This window comes from Saliphagus sp. GCM10025334 (genome assembly GCF_042663485.1).
GTDB lineage: Archaea > Halobacteriota > Halobacteria > Halobacteriales > Natrialbaceae > Natronosalvus.
In genome coordinates this window covers 133,057-150,920 of record NZ_JBHTAF010000002.1, presented here as the reverse complement: position 1 = coordinate 150,920, position 17,864 = coordinate 133,057, and the positions used below count along the sequence as shown (strand labels likewise).

General features: G+C 66.6%; 14 protein-coding genes. 6 read left to right on the top strand and 8 right to left on the bottom strand.

All coding sequences use genetic code 11. The features are described from left to right. Nucleotides 1-20: 20 nt before the first annotated feature. Nucleotides 21-848, top strand: a complete 828-nt coding sequence (locus ACFQO4_RS09055) for an ABC transporter permease (RefSeq protein ID WP_500261168.1) — start codon at nucleotides 21-23, stop codon at nucleotides 846-848. A 13-nt stretch (nucleotides 849-861) separates the two neighbouring features. Here ACFQO4_RS09055 and ACFQO4_RS09050 read toward each other — a convergent pair whose 3' ends face one another. From ACFQO4_RS09050 to thsB, 4 genes are all read right to left on the bottom strand, one after another. Beyond that, nucleotides 862-1,626 (bottom strand): ABC transporter permease, encoded by a 765-nt coding sequence (locus tag ACFQO4_RS09050; protein WP_500260609.1) that lies wholly within the window; start codon nucleotides 1,624-1,626, stop codon nucleotides 862-864. Next, complete coding sequence (locus ACFQO4_RS09045; protein WP_500260608.1) at nucleotides 1,619-2,374, bottom strand: ABC transporter ATP-binding protein; 756 nt, start codon at nucleotides 2,372-2,374, stop codon at nucleotides 1,619-1,621. Before ACFQO4_RS09045 ends, ACFQO4_RS09050 begins: the two co-directional genes overlap by 8 nt. Then, a complete protein-coding gene (locus ACFQO4_RS09040) occupies nucleotides 2,367-3,641 on the bottom strand; it encodes an ABC transporter substrate-binding protein (RefSeq protein WP_500260607.1) in 1,275 nt (424 codons plus the stop codon). Before ACFQO4_RS09040 ends, ACFQO4_RS09045 begins: the two co-directional genes overlap by 8 nt. Nucleotides 3,642-3,851: 210 nt before the next feature. Further along, nucleotides 3,852-5,504 carry a thermosome subunit beta gene (thsB, locus tag ACFQO4_RS09035; RefSeq protein ID WP_500260606.1) on the bottom strand — a complete coding sequence of 551 codons (1,653 nt, stop codon included), beginning with the start codon at nucleotides 5,502-5,504 and terminating at the stop codon, nucleotides 3,852-3,854. A 275-nt stretch (nucleotides 5,505-5,779) separates the two neighbouring features. Here thsB and ACFQO4_RS09030 point away from each other — a divergent pair, with 275 nt between their 5' ends. The 5 genes from ACFQO4_RS09030 to ACFQO4_RS09010 all read left to right on the top strand — a co-directional run bounded on the left by ACFQO4_RS09030 (nucleotide 5,780) and on the right by ACFQO4_RS09010 (nucleotide 12,656). Then, on the top strand, nucleotides 5,780-6,754 hold the full coding sequence (locus ACFQO4_RS09030; RefSeq protein WP_500260605.1) for an NAD-dependent epimerase/dehydratase family protein: 975 nt from the start codon (nucleotides 5,780-5,782) through the stop codon (nucleotides 6,752-6,754). A gap of 148 nt (nucleotides 6,755-6,902) precedes the next feature. Further along, nucleotides 6,903-8,039 (top strand): lysylphosphatidylglycerol synthase transmembrane domain-containing protein, encoded by a 1,137-nt coding sequence (locus tag ACFQO4_RS09025; protein ID WP_500260604.1) that lies wholly within the window; start codon nucleotides 6,903-6,905, stop codon nucleotides 8,037-8,039. Between the two features lie 40 nt (nucleotides 8,040-8,079). After that, nucleotides 8,080-9,276 (top strand): alpha-1 4-glucan-protein synthase, encoded by a 1,197-nt coding sequence (locus ACFQO4_RS09020; protein WP_500260603.1) that lies wholly within the window; start codon nucleotides 8,080-8,082, stop codon nucleotides 9,274-9,276. A gap of 50 nt (nucleotides 9,277-9,326) precedes the next feature. Next, entirely contained in the window at nucleotides 9,327-10,445 is a 1,119-nt protein-coding gene (locus ACFQO4_RS09015; protein ID WP_500260602.1) for an extracellular solute-binding protein, read from the top strand. 3 nt (nucleotides 10,446-10,448) lie between these two features. Further along, the gene (locus tag ACFQO4_RS09010) at nucleotides 10,449-12,656 is read left to right on the top strand and encodes an ArnT family glycosyltransferase (RefSeq protein WP_500260601.1); all 2,208 of its coding nucleotides are present in this window, start codon (nucleotides 10,449-10,451) and stop codon (nucleotides 12,654-12,656) included. A 74-nt stretch (nucleotides 12,657-12,730) separates the two neighbouring features. Here ACFQO4_RS09010 and ACFQO4_RS09005 read toward each other — a convergent pair whose 3' ends face one another. The 4 genes from ACFQO4_RS09005 to ACFQO4_RS08990 all read right to left on the bottom strand — a co-directional run bounded on the left by ACFQO4_RS09005 (nucleotide 12,731) and on the right by ACFQO4_RS08990 (nucleotide 17,812). Further along, the gene (locus ACFQO4_RS09005; protein WP_500260600.1) at nucleotides 12,731-13,741 is read right to left on the bottom strand and encodes an alkaline phosphatase family protein; all 1,011 of its coding nucleotides are present in this window, start codon (nucleotides 13,739-13,741) and stop codon (nucleotides 12,731-12,733) included. A gap of 934 nt (nucleotides 13,742-14,675) precedes the next feature. Beyond that, entirely contained in the window at nucleotides 14,676-15,533 is an 858-nt protein-coding gene (locus tag ACFQO4_RS09000; protein ID WP_500260599.1) for a dolichyl-phosphate hexose transferase, read from the bottom strand. Nucleotides 15,534-15,618: 85 nt separating this feature from the next. Beyond that, nucleotides 15,619-17,250: a GMC family oxidoreductase gene (locus ACFQO4_RS08995; protein ID WP_500260598.1), complete on the bottom strand. Its 1,632-nt coding sequence runs from the start codon at nucleotides 17,248-17,250 to the stop codon at nucleotides 15,619-15,621. 25 nt (nucleotides 17,251-17,275) lie between these two features. Then, nucleotides 17,276-17,812, bottom strand: a complete 537-nt coding sequence (locus ACFQO4_RS08990; protein WP_500260597.1) for a gluconate 2-dehydrogenase subunit 3 family protein — start codon at nucleotides 17,810-17,812, stop codon at nucleotides 17,276-17,278. Between the last annotated feature and the right edge of the window lie 52 nt (nucleotides 17,813-17,864).

Sequence of the window (17,864 nt, the reverse complement as noted above, 5' to 3'; positions counted from 1 at the left end):
CACGGAACGCCCTTCGAATCATGACCGATGGGAACCGCGAACGGCGTGCCCGGCGAGAGGCGGTGATTTCGACGCCGGAACGCCGATCGATCGTCGTCGACCGGGTCCGTCCCGGCCTCGTTCGTGTCGGACCGCCGCTCGCGACGCTCGCGTGCGTGCTCGCGCTCTGGCAGGGAGTTGCGGTCGTTTACGACGTGCCGACCGTCATCCTGCCCACGCCGATTGACGTCGGCGCGGCGCTCGTCGAAGGGTATCCGACGCTCCTTGCCGACGCCGCCGTCACCGCTGCGACGGCCGCGCTCGGCCTGGGAGGGGGCGCCGCCGTCGGACTGGTGCTCGCGTTCGCGATGACTCGTTCGAGATCGGCCACCAGGACGATCCTCCCGTACGTCGTCGCGCTACGCATCGCGCCGCTGATCGCCGTTGCGCCACTGCTGTTCCTCTGGTTCGGGCGGGGAATCCCCGCGAGGGCGCTGCTCGTCGCGACGCTGACGCTGTTTCCGATGACCATAGCGACGCTCGACGGACTGCGCTCGACGCCATCGGCGTTCCTCGATCTCGCGGCGTCCGTCGGCGCGTCGTCGCTCGAGACGTTCCTGCGGGTTCGAGTTCCGGCGGCCGCTCCCAGCGTCTTCGCGGGCTTCAAGATCGCCGCGACGCTCGCAGTCGTGGGAGCGGTGGTCGCGGAGTTCGTCACCCTTCGATCGGGAATCGGCTATCGAGTGTTCTACAGCGCGACGCGGCTCGAGACCGCGACGTCCTACGCCGCGCTCGCGATGCTCTCGCTGGTCGGCGTCGGATTCTACCTCCTGCCGGCGTTGCTCGAACGGCGCATCTGGACGACGTGATCGGGCGGTCGCGTCAGGCGGCGGCGTACCGATCGACACCGCGCTGGAGCGCGACCACGCCGCCGTAGAGGACGACTCCCTCGACGAGCAGGACGAGTAGCGCCGCGAGCATCGTATCGGTCCGCACGTTCTCGGCAGCCAGCAGGATCAAGAAGCCGAGCCCGCCGTCGGCGACGAGCCACTCGGCGATCACCGCCCCCACGACCGCGAGCGTCGTGGACTGCTTGAGCCCGGCGAAGACGTCCGGGAGGGCGTACGGGAGCCGAACCCGAACGAACGTCTCGACCGGATGAGCGTTCACGGACCGCAACAGGTCTAACTGTTCCTCCGGCGTCCGGCCGAGTCCGGCGACCGTGTTGAGGACGAGCGGGAAGAACGCGATGAGCGCAACGAACACGACCGCGGTCCCCATCCCCGTGCCCAGATAGATCAACAGCAGCGGGGCGATCGCGATCTTCGGGACCACGCGCACCGTCACGAGGTAGGGGTAGACCGACCGCCGGAACCAGGGAAGCGAGTCGATCAAAATCGCGAGAACGAACCCGGCGAGCACACCGAGACCGCCGCCGTAGGCGACCTTCTCGAGCGTGAGCCACGCGTTGCGGAGGTAGAGGTGCGGATTCGCGACGAGCCGCGCCGCGACGGCGTCCGGTGGCGGTAACAGGAACTGCGGCACCTCGAGCACCGCCACGGTCGTCCACCAGAGCGCGGTGCCGACGGCGAGCGCGCCGACGGGATAGAGGACGTCCGCTGCCGTGGTTCGCACGCGCTCACTCATCGCCATCGTCGTCGACCCCGTGTAGCATCCGCCGTACGGTTGCGACCCGTTCCTGGAACGCCCGCGAGCTGAGAACCGCCTCGTCGCGGGGGCTTGGCAAGTCGACGTCGACGATCGCTTCGATTTGACCGGGTTCGTCCCGCATCACGACGCAGCGATCGCCCAGGAAGACCGCTTCTGGAACGCTGTGGGTGACGAAGACGACGGTTTTGCGCTCCCGGCGCCAGAGCTCTCGAATCTCGACGCCGAGTTCGTCCCGGGTGATCTCGTCGAGTTCGCCGAACGGTTCGTCCAGCAGGAGGACGTCAGCGCCGAGGTGTAACGCCCGGGCGATCGCGACCCGCTGTTTCATCCCGCCCGAGAGTGCCGCCGGGCGCGCCCCTTCGAATCCCTCGAGACCGACGGTCTCGAGCAGCGACCGCGCCTCGTCGGTCGCCGGCTTTCGGCCCGCCATCGTCCGGAGGAAGGTCACGTTCTGGAGCGACGTTTTCCAGGGAAACAGGGTGTGTTGCTGGAAGACGAATCCGACGTTCGCCTCGCGCTGGGCGGACGCCGGGTCGCGTCCGGCGATCGACACCCGCCCGCGGGTCGGCTCTTCGAGTCCGCCGATCGTCCGCAGCAGCGTCGTCTTCCCGCACCCGGAAGGCCCGACGACGGTCACGAACTCCCCGGCGTCGACCTCGAGGTTGACGTCCCGAATTGCGGTCACGCTCTCGTAGGCGACGGCGACGTCGGCGACCTCAATCACGGTCGAACACCCCGCCCTGGGAAAGCGCGGTTCGAAGGTCGCGCCACGCCGCCGGCGAGTGCCACCCCCACCCTCGCTTTCGCACCGTCTCGGTCGCGCCGAAACGGACCGCCGCTCGGTCGAACGTCCGCTCGATCCGGTCGGCCGGTTCCGCCGACCGCTCCGCGGCGTCGGCCGCTGCTACCGACGGGTCGGCCCTCGCGGTCGCCCACCCGTCAGTCGCCGCGGCGAGGAACGTCGCCAGGCGCTCCCGGTCGGCAGCGAGTCCGTCGCGGGTCGCGATCAGCGTCGGACCGTACACGGGGAACTGGTCCGCGATCGTGACGGCGTCGGTCGTCTGCCCGTTCCGCTCGAGACGCCGCGGGTCGGGGTACATTCCCGTGACGGCGTCGACCGTCCCCGTTTCCAGCGCCTCCCGCTCTTCGCCCTCGAGTGACACGATTTCGACTGTCTCGCGAACGCCCGCCTGTTCGAGCATGAGTCGGCCGAGCAGTTCCGTCTCCGAGGATGCCGACGTTCCGAGGCGCCGGCCGCGTAGTCGGTCGATCCGATCGAATGGGCCGCCGAACGCTTCCCGCGTCGCGTAGATGACGGCCGTCGAGCGCGGAAAGAGGACGGCCACGGGGACGATGGGTCGGCCGAGAGCGCGCTCGCGCAGAACGGTCGCGGCGCCGGCGACGCCGACGTCGACGTCGCCGGCCGCGACGGCACGGGCCGCGGCGCTCGAGCCGTCGTACTCTTCGAACGAAATCGCGAGGCCTCCGGCGTCGTTGGTTCGCGCGGCGAATAGGGGGAGGTGAAGCGCGTTCGCCCGCCAGTTGAGTCCGACGACGAACTCGTCGTGCGCCTCCGTTTCGCTTTCGTCGCGCCTTTCGCGATCTGCTCCCGCATCGTGCTCGTCGAAGCGTTCCCCTTGCTCGAGCAGCCGGTCCGCGTGTCGGTCGAACGCTCGGCGGATCGTCGGCTCCGGCCGGTCTCTCGCATACCAGGCGTTCGGCGGCCGCCCGGCTGACGCCGTTCGAACGGTCGTCCGATCGACGACCTTCACCGACTCGAGTTCGTCTAGCCCCTCCCTGGCCGCCGACTCGCTCAGTCCGGTCCCGATTCGGATCGCGGTCGACGTCGCAGCGTTCTCTAGGGCGGGGTCCTCGTCCCGACGCAGCAGGTACGCCAGGACGCGACCGGCGTTCTCGCCGAGGCCCGCTGAGAGCCGATCGACCAGCGCTCGATCCCCGTCGCTCAGGACGGGAAACTCCCGGACGTCCATCGGGTCGGGCTACGACGTCCAGCGCCATAAAATCGGAGCGGTTACCCGGTGGATTTCGGCGAGTGTTCGTCTCGAGTACGTTTCGGAAAGAACACTCCCTTTCGACCGCCGTTACGGTCGACGATCCAATCGCTGGCGATGCGTCGAGGCGAAAAAATCGTGATCGGTCGCGAGCGGTTCGATCGAGCAGTAGGTGTCGCCGGGCGAGTTCTACATCATGCCGCCCATGCCGCCCATGCCGCCGGCACCAGGGGCGCCTTCCTCGTCGTCGCCCTTGTCCGTCGACAGGTCGCCGGCGGAGATGATGTCGTCGATCTTGAGCACGAGGTTTGCCGCCTCGGTGGCCGAGGAGACGGCCTGCTCCTTGGCGTGGGCCGGCTCGACGACGCCCGCCTCGAAGGTGTCCTCGACGTCGCCCGAGAACACGTTCAGGCCGGCGCGGATTTCGCCGTCCTCGTGGGCCGCGCGGAGGTCGACCAGCGTGTCGATGCTGTCCAGGCCGGCGTTCTCGGCGAGCACGCGGGGGACGAGTTCGAGCGAGTCCGCGAACGCCTCGACGGCCAGCTGCTCGCGGCCGGAGACGGAGTCGGCGTAGTCACGCAGTCGCGAGGCGAGTTCGACCTCGATGGCGCCACCGCCCGCGAGAACGCGGCCGTCGGAGACGGTCTGGGCGACCACGTCGAGGGCGTCGTTGACGCCGCGTTCAAGTTCGTCGACGACGTGCTCGGTGGAGCCACGAAGCAAGAGGGTGACGCCGTGGGCGTCGTCGCCCTCGACGTAGAACAGGTCGTCCTCGTCGTCGCGGGTGACGTCACCGAAGCCGAGGTCGTCCTCGGTCGCGCTCTCGAGGTCGGAGACGATCGAGGCCCCGACGACCTCCGTCAGGAACTCGAGGTCGCTCTTCTTCGCGCGGCGGACGGCCAGGATGCCCTCCTTCGCGAGGTAGTGCTGGGCGAGGTCGTCGATGCCCTTCTGACAGAAGACGACGTCCGCGCCGAGGTCGACGATGTGCTGGACCTTGTCCTTGAGCTGTTTCTCCTCGCGGTCGAGGAACTTCTGGAGCTGATCGGGGTCGGTGACGGAGACTTCGGTGTCGACGTCGGTCTCCTCGACCTCGATGGGGTCGTTCAGCAGGAGGATGTTCGCGTCCGTCGCCTCGGTGGGCATGTTGTCGTGGACGGGATCCTTGCTGACGATGGCCCCCTGGAGGAGTTCGGACTGGTCGACGGCGCGACCGGTCTGGGTCTCGATGTTGAGGAACTCGAGGTCGACAACGCTGTCGCCCTCGTCGGTCTCGACGGTGACGCCGGAGACGGCGTCGACGATGAGCTGGGCGAGGTGTTCCTTGTTGACCTCGGCGCCCTTGCCGGTCATCGAGGTTTCGGCGGTCTTCTTGAGCAGGTCCTCGTCGGAGGTGTCGATCTCGGTCGCGATGTCGTCGATCTCCTCGCGAGCCTGCTCGGCGGCCATGTGGAAGCCCTTGATGATGGCCGTCGGGTGGATCTCCTGCTCGAGGAGGTCCTCGGCGTTCTTGAGGAGTTCGCCAGCGATCGCGACGGCGGTCGTGGTGCCGTCACCCGCCTCGTCCTCCTGGGTCTCGGCGACCTCGACGATCATCTCGGCCGTCGGGTTGTCGATGTCCATCTCCTGCAGGATGGTGACGCCGTCGTTGGTAATCGTTACGGAGCCCATCGAGTCGACGAGCATCTTGTCCATCCCTTTCGGGCCGAGTGTGGAGCGTACGGCCTCCGCAACCGCTCGAGCGGCCTGGATGTTGTAATCCTGCGCGTCGCGGTCTTTGACGCGCTGGGAGTCCTCGCTCATCACGATCATCGGCTGTCCCTGTTGCATTCGCTGACTCATAGTCGCTCGAATCATTGTTTGTCCTTCTATATAAAAATACCGTTTATCGTGCACTCGCGCTACGTCTCCAACGCCCGCTCGAGATCACCAAAACCACCGGACGGAACGACCCGGGTCCGCAGCCCTTGCTACTCTCTGACGCAGACGATCACGGCGAATGGAGGCCCCGGCCCTCCGTCTTTTATATAAGTTCACCGGACGATCGTCGGGCGTGGAATCGGCGATCCCGTACCTGAAATCGGCAGCGATTACTGTCGTTCCCGCCAACGGCGCTTATGGACCGCGCTATGCGCCACTCGCTCGTGACAGGCGGGGCCGGCTTCATCGGTTCTCACCTGACCGAGTACTTGCTCGAGGCCGGCGAGGCGGTGACGGTCGTCGACGACTGCTCGAACGGCGACCGCGACCGCGTCCCGTCCGAGGCCGAGTTCGTCGAGGTCGACCTGACCGACCCCGACTCACTCGAGGGCCTGCTCGACGACGTCGACCGCGTCTACCACCTCGCGGCCTCGAAACACGTCGATACCGACCGCCCGCACGGCCAGTTCGACGACAACACGCGGATGACCCGGACGGTCCTCGAGGCGATGGCCGACGCCGACGTTACCGAACTCGTCTACACCTCCTCGTCGACGGTCTACGGCGAAGCACCCCGGCCGACCCCCGAGGACTACGCGCCGCTCGAGCCGATCAGTGCCTACGGGGCGAGCAAACTCGCCGACGAGGGACTCCTCTCGGCGCGCGCCCACAGCCACGGGCTCACCGTCTGGAACGTCCGCTTCGCGAACGTCGTCGGCCCGCGACTCCGGGGGGCCGTGATCCCCGACTTCATCGAGAAGCTTCGGGACGACCCCGAGACACTCACCATCCTCGGCGACGGTCGCCAGGAGAAGTCCTACCTGCACGTCGAGGACTGTCTGGCTGCGATCGAGCACGTCGTCGCCCACGCTGGCGCAGTGGACGGGGACGGGGACACCTCGAGCGAGGGCGACGAGGAGGGAGCGATACACACCTACAACCTCGGCACGCAGACGACCACCTCTGTCGACCGCATCGCGGCCATCGTCGCCGACGAACTCGGTCTCGACCCAACGTTCGAGTACACCGGCGGCGACCGGGGCTGGACCGGCGACGTGCCGAAAATGCGCCTCTCGATCGAGAAGTTGTCCGCACTGGGCTTCGAACCCAGGCGCTCGAGCGACGAGGCCGTCCGCGCGGCCACGCGAGAGCTCCTGGCCGAACTCGAGTAACCGCTGCTGCTGGTCGAACTCGAGTACCTCTCTGCTGCTGGCCGAATTCGAGTCGATCTCTGTTACTAAACGCCCGCGAGAACGAATCTTGGTCGCGTTTCGACGAGTTTTAGGTGGGCTTAAATATCTGGGTCCTGCACGAGGTCGTATGGACGGCGGACGGGACCAACTCGAGGACGATTCGACGACACGCCCTCGCCGGACAGCGTCGGCCGACGAGAGACGGGGGCGCTCGCTCGAGGCCGGCCTCCGACGATACGGGCCGTTCGTCGCCGCGATCGGCATCGTTCTCGGCCTGTTCGTCGCGTTTCGATCGGTCGAACTCGAGACGATACTCGCGGAGGTCACTCACGCCGATCGTCGGCTGCTGGCAGGGGCCGTCGTGGTCTACCTCCTCTCGTGGCCGCTTCGCGGGCGGCGCTACGGCGACGTGCTGGGGACGATGTACTACCGCGTCGGAACCGTACCGCTGACCGCCGCGATCTTCGTGAGTCAGCTGGCGAACCTCGCGCTCCCCGCGCGGGCCGGCGACGGCGCGCGTGCGTACATTATCAAGAGCCGGTGGGGCGTTCCCTACCCGACCGGCGGCGCGTCGCTGGTCGTCGAACGCCTCTTCGATCTGGCGACGATCACCGCCCTCGCGATCGGGGCGGCCGGCTGGCTCGCGCTCAGCGGGACCGCGACTCCGCTCGAGGTGTTCGCCACCGACGGCGCTCGACGTGCCGTGCTGGCCGCGTCCGTCGTCAGCACCGCCACCGTGGGCGTCGGGTTCGTGCTGGTCGCCTCCGCTCGCTACGGCTCCCCCGCCGGTCTCGCCGCACGCATTCGCTCGCACGTCCGAAGCGATCGACTCGAGACCACACTCGAGGGCGGATTCCAGTTCGTCGGCCACCTCCAGGCGATCACCCGACGGCCTCGCTCCCTCACGGCCGTCGCGACGACGAGCCTGGCGATCTGGTCGCTCGACGTGGTGACCGCCGTACTTGTGCTCGCGGCGTTCGGAACCGGGCTCGAGGTCATCCCCCTGCTGGCCGTCGGGACGCTCGCGGTGAGCGTCGGCAACCTGGCGAAGGTGTTACCGCTCTCACAGGGTGGGGTCGGACTGTACGAGGCCGCGTTCACGGCTCTCATCGTGTCGATCACCCCCATCGGTGCCAGCACGGCGCTGGCTGCGGCAATCGTCGATCACGCGCTGAAAAACGGCGTCACCCTCGTCGGCGGCTGCCTGAGCGCCGGAGCGCTCGGGCTGTCGGTTTCGGTGCTCACCGACGAACGCTCGGAGTGAATCGGTACTGTTTTAGGCTAGCCTAAAAAATTACGAGTCAATGAGTCAGCGTACGGATCGAGACCGGGTCCCCGATATCTGCGTCGTCGTGCCGACCATCCGCGAGTACGAGTGCGTGCGCTCCTACCTCCAGAACGCCCGCGACCACGGCTTCGGCCTCGAGCGCCTGCACGTCGTGCTGGTCACTGAGGACTTCTGTGACACCGACGCCATGGCGGCGATGCTCGAGGAGGAGGGCGTCTCCGGGGAGGTCTTCGACGGCACCCGTCGAGAGGAGTGGTACGAAGCGCACGGAATCGCCGAGTACGGCCACCTCGTGCCGACGGCGAGTCACGCCGAAACGAGTTTCGGACTGCTCTATCTCTGGGCTGACGACCGCTTCGAGTACGGCGTCTTCATCGACGACGACACGCTCCCGCACGCGGACGTGGACTTCTTCGGGACCCACCTCGAGAACCTCGCGTTCGAGGGCGAGGTCGAGTCCGTTCGATCGGACGAACAGTGGGTGAACGTCCTCTACCAGAACGCCGAGGAGCACGGCCTCTACCCGCGGGGCTACCCCTACGCCGCGATGGACGAGACCGTCGAGACCGGGACGACGACCCTCGAGTCCGGCGACGTGGTTGCCTCTCAGGGGCTGTGGACCAACGTCCCCGACCTCGACGCCGTCCGGATTTTGATGGACGGCGACCTCGAGGGGCAGGCGCAGACGCGAACGACGCGCGAGGATTTTGCGGGGGACTTCGTCGCCGAACCTGGACAGTACCTGACGGTCTGTTCGATGAACCTCGCGTTCCGCCGAGAAGTCGTCCCCGCGTTCTACCAGTTGCCGATGGACGACAACGAGTGGAACGTCGGCCGCTTCGACGACATCTGGAGCGGCGTCTTCCTCAAGCGTGCCTGCGACGTCCTCGGGAAGCAGATCTACAATGGGGACCCGCTGTGTGAACACAACAAGGCGCCGCGAAGCACGTTCGACGATCTGAACAACGAAGTGCCGGGCCTCGAGCTCAACGAACACCTCTGGGAAGTCGTCGACGACGTCGGCGGCGACCGCGAGAGTTACGCGGGCGTGTTCGAGGCGATGGGCCGGGCGCTCGCCGAGGGCAACTGGGACGAGTACACCAACGGCGCGTTCTTCACTCACGTGGGCGAGTACATGCTCGAGTGGCTCGAGTGTCTCGAACGTCTCGAGGGATCGACTGCGACGACCCGTGTCGAAGCCGTCCGCCACTGACGCCCGACAAACATCGACGCTTATAAATATATTTAGGCAAACCTAAAAACATGACTCGACGATCAAATTCACCTTCTCGGCGCACCTTTCTGGCTGGCTCGGCCGCGCTCGGTACCGCGAGCGTCGCCGGCTGTCTCGGCCTGATCGGAAGCGACGACGACGCACCAAACACGTTTGGCCAGATCGGCTCCGGGCGGGCCGGACGCCCCGAACCGGGCGGGACTCGCGTCGAGGACCTTCCGGACCTCGAGGGCGAACTCACCGTCTACTCCGGGCGCGGCAAGTTCCTCGTCGGGACGCTGCTCGGCGACCTCGAGGATTACTACGAGGACTTCTCGGTCGACGTTCGCTACGACAACTCCTCGGAACTGGTCAATCAGATCGCCGAAGAGGGCTCTGGAACCCCCGCGGACGTGTTCTACACCGTCGACGCGGCGGCTCTCGGTGCGCTCGCCGACGAGGGCCGAACGCAGGCGCTCTCAGACGACGTCACCTCGATGGTCGGCGAGGAGTTCCGGACCGATCAGTGGGTCGGCACCTCGGGGCGCGCTCGAATCGTCCCCTACAACACCAACTCCCTCTCGGCCGAGGACACGTTCGACAGCATCCAGGCGTACGCGACCGACTTCGACGGCGACCTGGGCTGGGCCCCCTCTTACGGTTCCTGCCAGGGCTTCGTGACCGCCATGCGCCTGCTCGAGGGTGAGGAGACGACCCGCGAGTGGCTCGAGGGCGTCGTCGACGCGGGAATCGCAGAGTACGCAGACGAGTTCGCGGTCTGTCAGGCCGTCGCCAACGGCGAAATCGACGCCGGGTTCACGAATCACTACTACGTCCAGCGGGTGCTCGACGGGTCGCCGGACGCTCCCATCGCCACGTCGTTTACCGAAGGCGACGCGGGCGCCGTCTTCGACGTCGCTGGCGCGGCCGTCACGGACGCGACCGACGACGCTGACCTCGCTCAGAACTTCGTGCGTCACCTGCTCTCGGCGCAAGCCCAGGAGTACTTCGCCACGGAGACCTACGAGTACCCGCTGATCTCGGACGTCGACCCGGTCGGCGACCTGCCGCCTATCGACGAACTCGACGTCCCGAACCTCGACCTCTCGAAGCTCTCAGACCTCGAGCCGACGATCGACCTCATGCGGGAGGTCGGCATCAACACCTGAGGCATGGGCGACCCCCGCCAGCACCGACTCCGAAGCCACGTCCCCTCGCGTCGCTCCGTTCGTTCCGTTCTCCGGGCCGCCACCCGCCCGCGCGAGCGCCGCTACGCGCTCCTCGTGAGCGTCCTCGCCGGCCTCGTCGTCTTCACCCTCGCGAGCGAGCTGTTTCCGTACCACTCGAGCAACGACGACGAGGCCGTCTACCTGTTGCAGGCCGCGATGTTGCTCGAGGGCCACCTTCAGATTCACGCGGGAGACCTCGCCGAGGCCGTCAGACCGTGGTTCTTCGTCCTCGAGGACGGTCGGCTGTACTCGAAGTACGCGCCCGTCCCCGCCGGCATGTACGCCGTTTCGATGGCCCTGTTCGACGAGCCTCGGGTCACGCTGGCGGTCGTGGCGGCGCTCAACGCCTACCTGACTTACGTCCTCGGCTCGATGGTCGCCGACCGCCGAGTTGGCCTCGTGTCGTCCGTCCTCTTCGCGGCCTCGCCGATGGCGCTCCTGTCCTCGTCCGTCTTCCTTCCCTACGCCCCGACGACGCTGTGGAACCTCCTCTTCGCCGTCTGCTACCTGCGCGGCGTCCGCTTCGGGGACTCCCGAATGGCCGCTATCGCTGGAATCGCCGTGGGCATCGCGTTCTTCGCCCGGCCGTACACTGCCGTCTTGTTCGCCCTGCCGTTCATCGTCCACGCCGGCTGGCAGACGGTGACCGCTCTCCGACGAGGCCGCCCGCGGGCCGATCCCGTCCGCCGGAACCTGCTCACGGGGGCGATCGGTCTCGCGTTCGTCGCTCTCGCGCTCGCGTACAACGCACGACTGACCGGGTCGCCCCTCGAGTTTCCCTTCCAGGCGTTCGCGCCGCTGGACGGCCCCGGGTTCGGCTATCGCGAGATCGTGGGCCACGGCATCGAGTACACGCCCGCGCTGGCGCTCGAGGCCAACGGCTACGTGCTGTGGTACTTCGCCACCCGCTGGGTCGTCGCCGGGCCGGTCGGCACCCTGGCGGCGGTCGCGGGACTCGCGCTGGCGGGTCGGCAGTGGCTCGAGGGACACCGGACCGGATCGCGAGCGCGAGGTCGCCTGGTCGCCGTATCCCCGCTGCCCGCCGCGCTTCTCGCGGGCGTCGTCATCACCGTCGTCCTGGGCAACGTCGCCTTCTGGGGCAATTTCAACATTCTGGCGACGATGGACGATCCGACGAACGGCCTCGTCAGTCGGTTCGGCCCCTTCTATCACTTCGACCTGCTCGCTCCGTTCGCCGTCTTCGCCGCCGTCGCGCTCGTGACGGCGTGGCGTCTCGCTCGAGTTCGCGTCCCCGAACTCCTCGAGCGGATCGACACCCCGGGTTCGCCTCGCAGGGTCCTCGTTTCCCTCGCCCTGGTGGCGACGCTCGTCCTCGCGGCGACGACCGTCGCGCTCATCTCGGGACCGATCGATCGCAACGCCGACTACACCCGGAGTGCTGAGGCGGCCTACGAACCGTTCGACGACCGCGACCTCGAGAACGCCCTCGTCTTCCAGCCCGCACCCTACGGCCAGTGGACCAACCATCCCTTCCAGGCGCTGCGGAACGACCCCGACCTCGAGGGCGACGTCGTCTACGTCCTCGAGGGCGACGCCGGACGGGAGTTCGCCGTTCTCGACGCCTATCCCGACCGCGACCCTTACCGGTACACCTACCGCGGCGCGTGGGGCGCGAGCCCCGACGAGATCGAGGCCGTTCTCCAGCCCCTCGAGATCCGGCGAGGTGCGACGATGGACGGCGAGACGACAGTCGGCGTCCCCGACCGGGTCAGCCGTGCCGTCGTCACCCTCGAGGGGGCGAACGGCTCCGTCGAGTACCACCTGGAGGACCCGACCGACGAGATCCGCGTCGCCTGGACGGTGGCGGCCGCGAGCGACGACGCCGGTAACGCTACCCTGTCGGTCCCCCCGGAGGCGACTCGCGGGCCGACCGAAGACGGGGTCGAACTCGCTGCCACTAACCGATTCGTCCTCTCGGTCACGCTCGTCCAGCCCGACGGCGGCACCTACACCTACCGCCAGGAGACCACGGTTCGGGTCGCAGACGGCACGCTCGAGGTCGTCTGGCCGCCGGAAACGCGGGGTTGCCGTCTCGTCACCGACTGCGGGCGGGAGGGGACGCTGCTCGAGGACGCTGAATTGCCCGAGTGGGAACGGCTTGAGACGGAACTCGAAGTGACTGCGGACTAACGACGAACGTTCTTCACAAGCAGAGTGCTGGTGGGAGCACTGCCATTGGAACGGTGACGGGCACCGATGATGCGTTAGAACTTCCCGTAGCCGAGCGCCTCCAGGTGTTCCTCGACGGTTCCATCGTCTTCCGTGGGATCCGCCGCTGGACTCGCAATATCGTCAGTCGCGACCGATTCGTAGTCGGTCGCAGTCGTCGTCGCCCACGGAACTCGTTTCACGTGTGGGTGTGGAAGGCCGGTTGGGTGTCCCTGGATTCCCCACTCGCCGAATGCCTCGCCGTGGTCGGCCGAGAGTACGACCGTCTCCGCGTCGAGGTTTTCGAGGAGCACGCCGACCGAATCGAGCGCGTGGCGAAGGTTGTTGAGATACATTCGCCACACCACTTCGTTCGGCACTGAACCTTGCTTGAGCGCTCCCCACGCATTCTGCTCGATGTCTGTCAGCTCTCTCCCACCGTCGGTTGCTGCATCGGCAATATAGGGCGTGTGTGGCTGAGCGTAGTGAACGACGAGTCGGTCGGCACCGGCCTCTCGTCCGGCCAGGATGGCTCGGTTCGTCGTCGCTTCCGGGGGAACCGTATCCAGCCGTTCGTCTCGACAGTCGCGCCACACCGGATCGTATCTGAGGAAATCGTGTTCCGTGACCGGCTCTGCACCTGGCCAGCAGAACGGGACGGCGATCCCGGGGAGGTATCGGTCGTTCATGAAGATATCCCGGTCGAAGCCATTGGCTGTGACGAGCGCGGTTTCCTGGACGTCCTCGAGACGGTCCTCGTTGAACGTTTTGACCAGCCACTCCCGCGAACCACTTCCCACGGACAGTATCGAGTCGATGCTCCTCGCGTCCAGAAAGTCGTATTCGGGCGCGAGGTACCGAAGCGCATCCACCCTGCACGCATCCAGAATAATGAGTGCGTCCCACTCGAGGTCGTACACGTTCGTCCCGATGGGACGTCGGGATGTCGCCGTGAACCACGGCCCAAGATACAGACAGTAGGCCGCCTCCATGACCGCTCGCTTCTTGTCCGACTGCCAGTTTCGCTTCGCTCGGTCGATCCAGGAGCGGACGCTAAGTTCCCTCATGCGGCGTGCCCATCCCCGTTGCCCGCCCAGTGACCGTCGCCGACCAGCTCCCCAGTGTTTTCCTGGTGTGCGACCAATTGGTTTCGGTTATCCCGGTTCAGCCCCCTGCGTGTTTGCTGGCTACAGCCGTTTGAACGCGTGACCCGTGTCCCTGTACGGCGGTGTGCGCTGGTAGAAAGGCGTCCTGTCGTCCTCCGATGTCGGTGTCGGTCCTCGAGGCGCCCCGACCGGTCTCGATGATCGATCAATGGGTGTCTCGTCATAATGTGCGGAATTGTCGGTTGTAGAGGGAACTCCATTCCATACGATACCCTGGAGTATGTCCCTTTATTTATCAATTCTCTAAACGCCCGACTGCGGACGCCTTTATAAACGCCTGGGAATTTGGTGACTATTCCCTACTGAACATAGCCTCTACTGGCCTCGTCGACCAGACGAAGTTCTTTCAGCAGGTGAGAATTGTACGGTGACAACAGTTGAGAGAAACGAAATTGACCACGTCTTGAATTCGAGTCGAACAAACATACGTCAGCAGACGATCCAAGTCGAACGATAGATTCAGCGGACGGGTTTCCACTCTCCTCGGCGTTCAATGGTCGGTACCGTTCTGAATCACAATTCGCAGGGATGCTCCCATGCGGTCAACGGTGGCGATACGGTACTCTGCACTGTTTCGCTGGCTGAAAACGACAGAACGAGACCGTCTCATGGTGGACCGGATTACCGAAACCCGCCCGCAGTTGATGGATCGGTCCCTCGTGACGCTCTCCTCCGAACGAACCACACTGGGTGGCAGTGTAGACGTAGTCGGGTAATCCCGTATCAATACCTTCGTCTGCGACCGTTCCAGTGGCAGCGCTCACCAGCACGCTGTTTCTGAAGAGCGACGACGAATAGTGTCACAGTGTGGTACTCCGATGTAGTCGGTGTCCACCTACCGATCCTGCTGCGGCTCGTGTGGCAACTCCCGCATGCGCTCCTCGAGGGCAACCTTGACGATCGATCGCGCGATCTCGTAGCCTCCCTGGAAGGGGTCGAGCTTGGTCTCACCTGCGCGCTCGGCGTAGGTGATGGGGTGTTCGACCACGTCGTAGCCCCGCATCAGGGGCCGGATCAGGAGTTCGGCCGAGAGGCCGGTGTTCTCGGACCACTCAATGTCCTGGATGACCTCGCGGCGGTAGGCCCGCATGCCTGTGGTGGTGTCGTGGACGCGCGTACCCATCAGGACGCTGGCGAGGGACGCGAAGGCGTGGTTGCCGAGGCGGTTGAGCGCCGGCATCGCCTCGGCGCCGTGGTAGAGGCGGTCGCCGCTGACGACGTCGTGACCTCGGTTGATCAACTCGAGGAATTCCGGTAACTGATCCATCGGGTAGGTGTCGTCGCAGTCAGTGGTGACGATCACCGGGCGTTCGGGCGCCGTGATGGCCTCGTGGACGGCAACGCCGTAGCCCTGTGGTTCCTGTTCGATCACGGTCGCGCCGTGTTCGCGCGCGATTTCTGGCGTGCGGTCCGAGGACCCGTCGACGCAGACGACCTCGGCGCGGTCGTCGGTCACGCGCTCGATGTCAGCGAGAACGGTCCCGATCGCTTGCTCCTCGTTGTACGTCCCCATCACGACAGCGACGTCGTCGAAGGTGTACTCGTCAGTGCCGCTCCCGTCGGTGGCCTCTCGCGTCGATTCGTCGTCGAAGTCTGCACCATTGTCGGCATCGATCGACTCCCCGGGTCGATCCGAGGGTGTGGCGTCGACCTCGAGTTCGTCGCCGTCGTCCGCGGGTGTCTCCACGCTCATTACCGGTACTCTCATCGGGTGTCACTTAAGGTTTTAGGTTTGCCTAAAACAGAGGGGGGGGGGGGAGGTGGGATGGTGGCGAGCGCTAGAGAGCGTCCTCGATCGCCTCGGCTGCCCGCAACGCGAGGGCGGCGATGGTCAGCGTCGGATTCATCGCGCCACCGGTGGGGAAGACCGAACTCGAGACGAGCCAGCAGTTCTCGAGGTCGTGAGTCCGCAGCGTGGGATCGACGACGCTCTCGGACGGATCGTCACCCATCCGGGTCGTCCCCATGTGGTGGTAGGCGGGTCCGGTGTTCTCCGGCCCGACCTGCCAGGTGATCTCGGCGCCCAGTTCCTCCAGGATCGATCGCTGGATCTCGTTGACCCGCTCGATGGTTCGCAGCGCCCGCTCGCCGACGTTCCAGTGGACGTCCGGGATCGGAACGCCGTTGTCGTCCGTGCGTTCGGGGTCGAGCCCGACGTAACTGTCCTCGCGGGGGAGTTGCTCGACGAGCGCGCCGACGCCGACGTGGGTGCCGTACTCCGCCCGGAGGCGCTCGAGGAGGGCGTCGCCCCAGTCGTCGCCGGTGAGCGCCAGTTCCACCGGCGAGGGGCCGGCGTAGTTGAAGAACTCGAGTTTGAACGGGGCGACCTCCTCGTCGGCCTCGTCGTAGAACTGGTGGCACTCGCTGGTGAGAAAGCCGACGTGGTTCTGGCGGGTCGACTCCTCGAGGACGCCACCCATCCCGGCGAAGAGGTGATCCATGAAGTATCGCCCGACGAGGCCGCTCGAGTTTGCGAGGCCGTCGGGGTAGTGGTCGGATTCCGAAACCAGCAGCAGTCGCGGCGTCTCGACGCCCCCGCAGGCGACGATGAAGGCGTCGGCCTCCTGGCGGTACGTGTCACCGTCCGGGGTCGCGTAGACCGCCGCCTCGACCGCGTCGGGACCGTGCTCGAGTCGCGTGACCGGAACCCGGTCGAGCACCGTCGCCCCCGCGGCTTCTGCGCGTTCGACGTGGACGGTCGCGTCGTACTTCGCGCCGGACGGACAGACGGGCTGGCAGGTGCCGTAGCCGACGCAGCCGCCGCGACCGTCGTAGGCTTCGGAGTTCCGGGCGTTCGGGACCGGGTGCATCGCGATCTCGAGGGCGTCGCAGGCCGGCGCGAACAGGCTATCGCTGTAGGAGGGAGGAAACGCCGGCAGCGGGTGGGGTTCCTCTCGTGGCGGACCGAAGGGATTGTCGGCACCCGAGACCCCGAGTTCTCGCTCGGCGTCGGCGTAGTACGGCCGGAGGTCGGCGTAGTCGATCGGCCAGTCGACGCCAGCCCCGCGGACGCTCGCCGACTCGAAGTCGTCCTCGTGGAGGCGCATGACCATCCCCTGCCAGTGGAGCGTCGAGCCGCCGACGCCCTTGACGCGGGCGTGATTCAGGGGATAGAACCACTCCCCGGAGGCGGCGTGAGCGTCGCGTTCAGGGTCGCCGTCCCAGACGTCCGGCCGGTCGTAGGCGGGTCGGATCGCGCGCTCCTGTCTGGCCAGTCGATCGGCCGGATCGAATCGAGGCCCGGCCTCGAGGATCACCACCTCGTGACCCGCCTCCGCGAGTCGCGTCGCGACGATACTGCCGGCGGGTCCGGCGCCGATCACGCACACGTCTGCTTCCGTCACCGGGGTCCGGTCGCCGGATCCGACCGACTCGTTCGTCGCCTCTGCGGGTGGCCGACTCCAGCTCACGAGTCTGGCCTCCGTTGGAAGGAACTCACGAATCTGGCCCCCGCTGATAGGTGTCGATCCCGCCCGCGTGCCCCTGAGGATTCTCGAGGCCGACCAGTTCGCCCCCCGTCGGCGACGCGTACAGCGCGAGCAGGAGCTCGTTGACGACGTAGTACCGAACTCGCTCGGCGGTCGTGCCCTCCGGCGCTTCCGAGGCGGCGTCCGCCCCGAGTTCACGGAGGAATCGATCCCGGTCCGCGACTGACAGTGCAACGAACCGCGACCCGTGCCACGACTCGGCCAACTCCTCGAGTTTCGCGACGGTCTCGTCCATCGCCGCCGCGTGGTCGGGGTCGGCCAGTCGTCCCTCGAGGAAGGTCTCGACGAACGGCTCGACGCCGTCGGTTGCCGAGGGGTAGACGACGTCGGCAGCGGCGACCAGCGTCGCTTGAATGCGTTCTTCGTCGACGGGTGCTGGGTCGCTCGTCCTCCTCGAGCGGCCATACCGGAGGGTCGCGGCGGCACCCCCGCCGACGCCCAGCGCCGCGAGGGCGGCCACGGCGTCCCGTCGCGTCAGGTCCATCACCGCGAGTTAGGCACACCTAAAACTTATACCCGTTGAAACCGGAGTGGCC

What these genes read in the sequence shown, in the direction of transcription:
- ACFQO4_RS09040 (WP_500260607.1), bottom strand. Translation starts at nt 3,641, where the DNA reads ATGGACGTCCGGGAGTTTCCCGTCCTGAGCGACGGGGATCGAGCGCTG.
- ACFQO4_RS09055 (WP_500261168.1), top strand. Translation starts at nt 21, where the DNA reads ATGACCGATGGGAACCGCGAACGGCGTGCCCGGCGAGAGGCGGTGATT.
- ACFQO4_RS09020 (WP_500260603.1), top strand. Translation starts at nt 8,080, where the DNA reads ATGAGTCAGCGTACGGATCGAGACCGGGTCCCCGATATCTGCGTCGTC.
- ACFQO4_RS09000 (WP_500260599.1), bottom strand. Translation starts at nt 15,533, where the DNA reads ATGAGCGTGGAGACACCCGCGGACGACGGCGACGAACTCGAGGTCGAC.
- ACFQO4_RS09025 (WP_500260604.1), top strand. Translation starts at nt 6,903, where the DNA reads ATGGACGGCGGACGGGACCAACTCGAGGACGATTCGACGACACGCCCT.
- ACFQO4_RS08990 (WP_500260597.1), bottom strand. Translation starts at nt 17,812, where the DNA reads ATGGACCTGACGCGACGGGACGCCGTGGCCGCCCTCGCGGCGCTGGGC.
- thsB (WP_500260606.1), bottom strand. Translation starts at nt 5,504, where the DNA reads ATGAGTCAGCGAATGCAACAGGGACAGCCGATGATCGTGATGAGCGAG.
- ACFQO4_RS09030 (WP_500260605.1), top strand. Translation starts at nt 5,780, where the DNA reads ATGGACCGCGCTATGCGCCACTCGCTCGTGACAGGCGGGGCCGGCTTC.
- ACFQO4_RS09010 (WP_500260601.1), top strand. Translation starts at nt 10,449, where the DNA reads ATGGGCGACCCCCGCCAGCACCGACTCCGAAGCCACGTCCCCTCGCGT.
- ACFQO4_RS09005 (WP_500260600.1), bottom strand. Translation starts at nt 13,741, where the DNA reads ATGAGGGAACTTAGCGTCCGCTCCTGGATCGACCGAGCGAAGCGAAAC.
- ACFQO4_RS09015 (WP_500260602.1), top strand. Translation starts at nt 9,327, where the DNA reads ATGACTCGACGATCAAATTCACCTTCTCGGCGCACCTTTCTGGCTGGC.
- ACFQO4_RS09050 (WP_500260609.1), bottom strand. Translation starts at nt 1,626, where the DNA reads ATGAGTGAGCGCGTGCGAACCACGGCAGCGGACGTCCTCTATCCCGTC.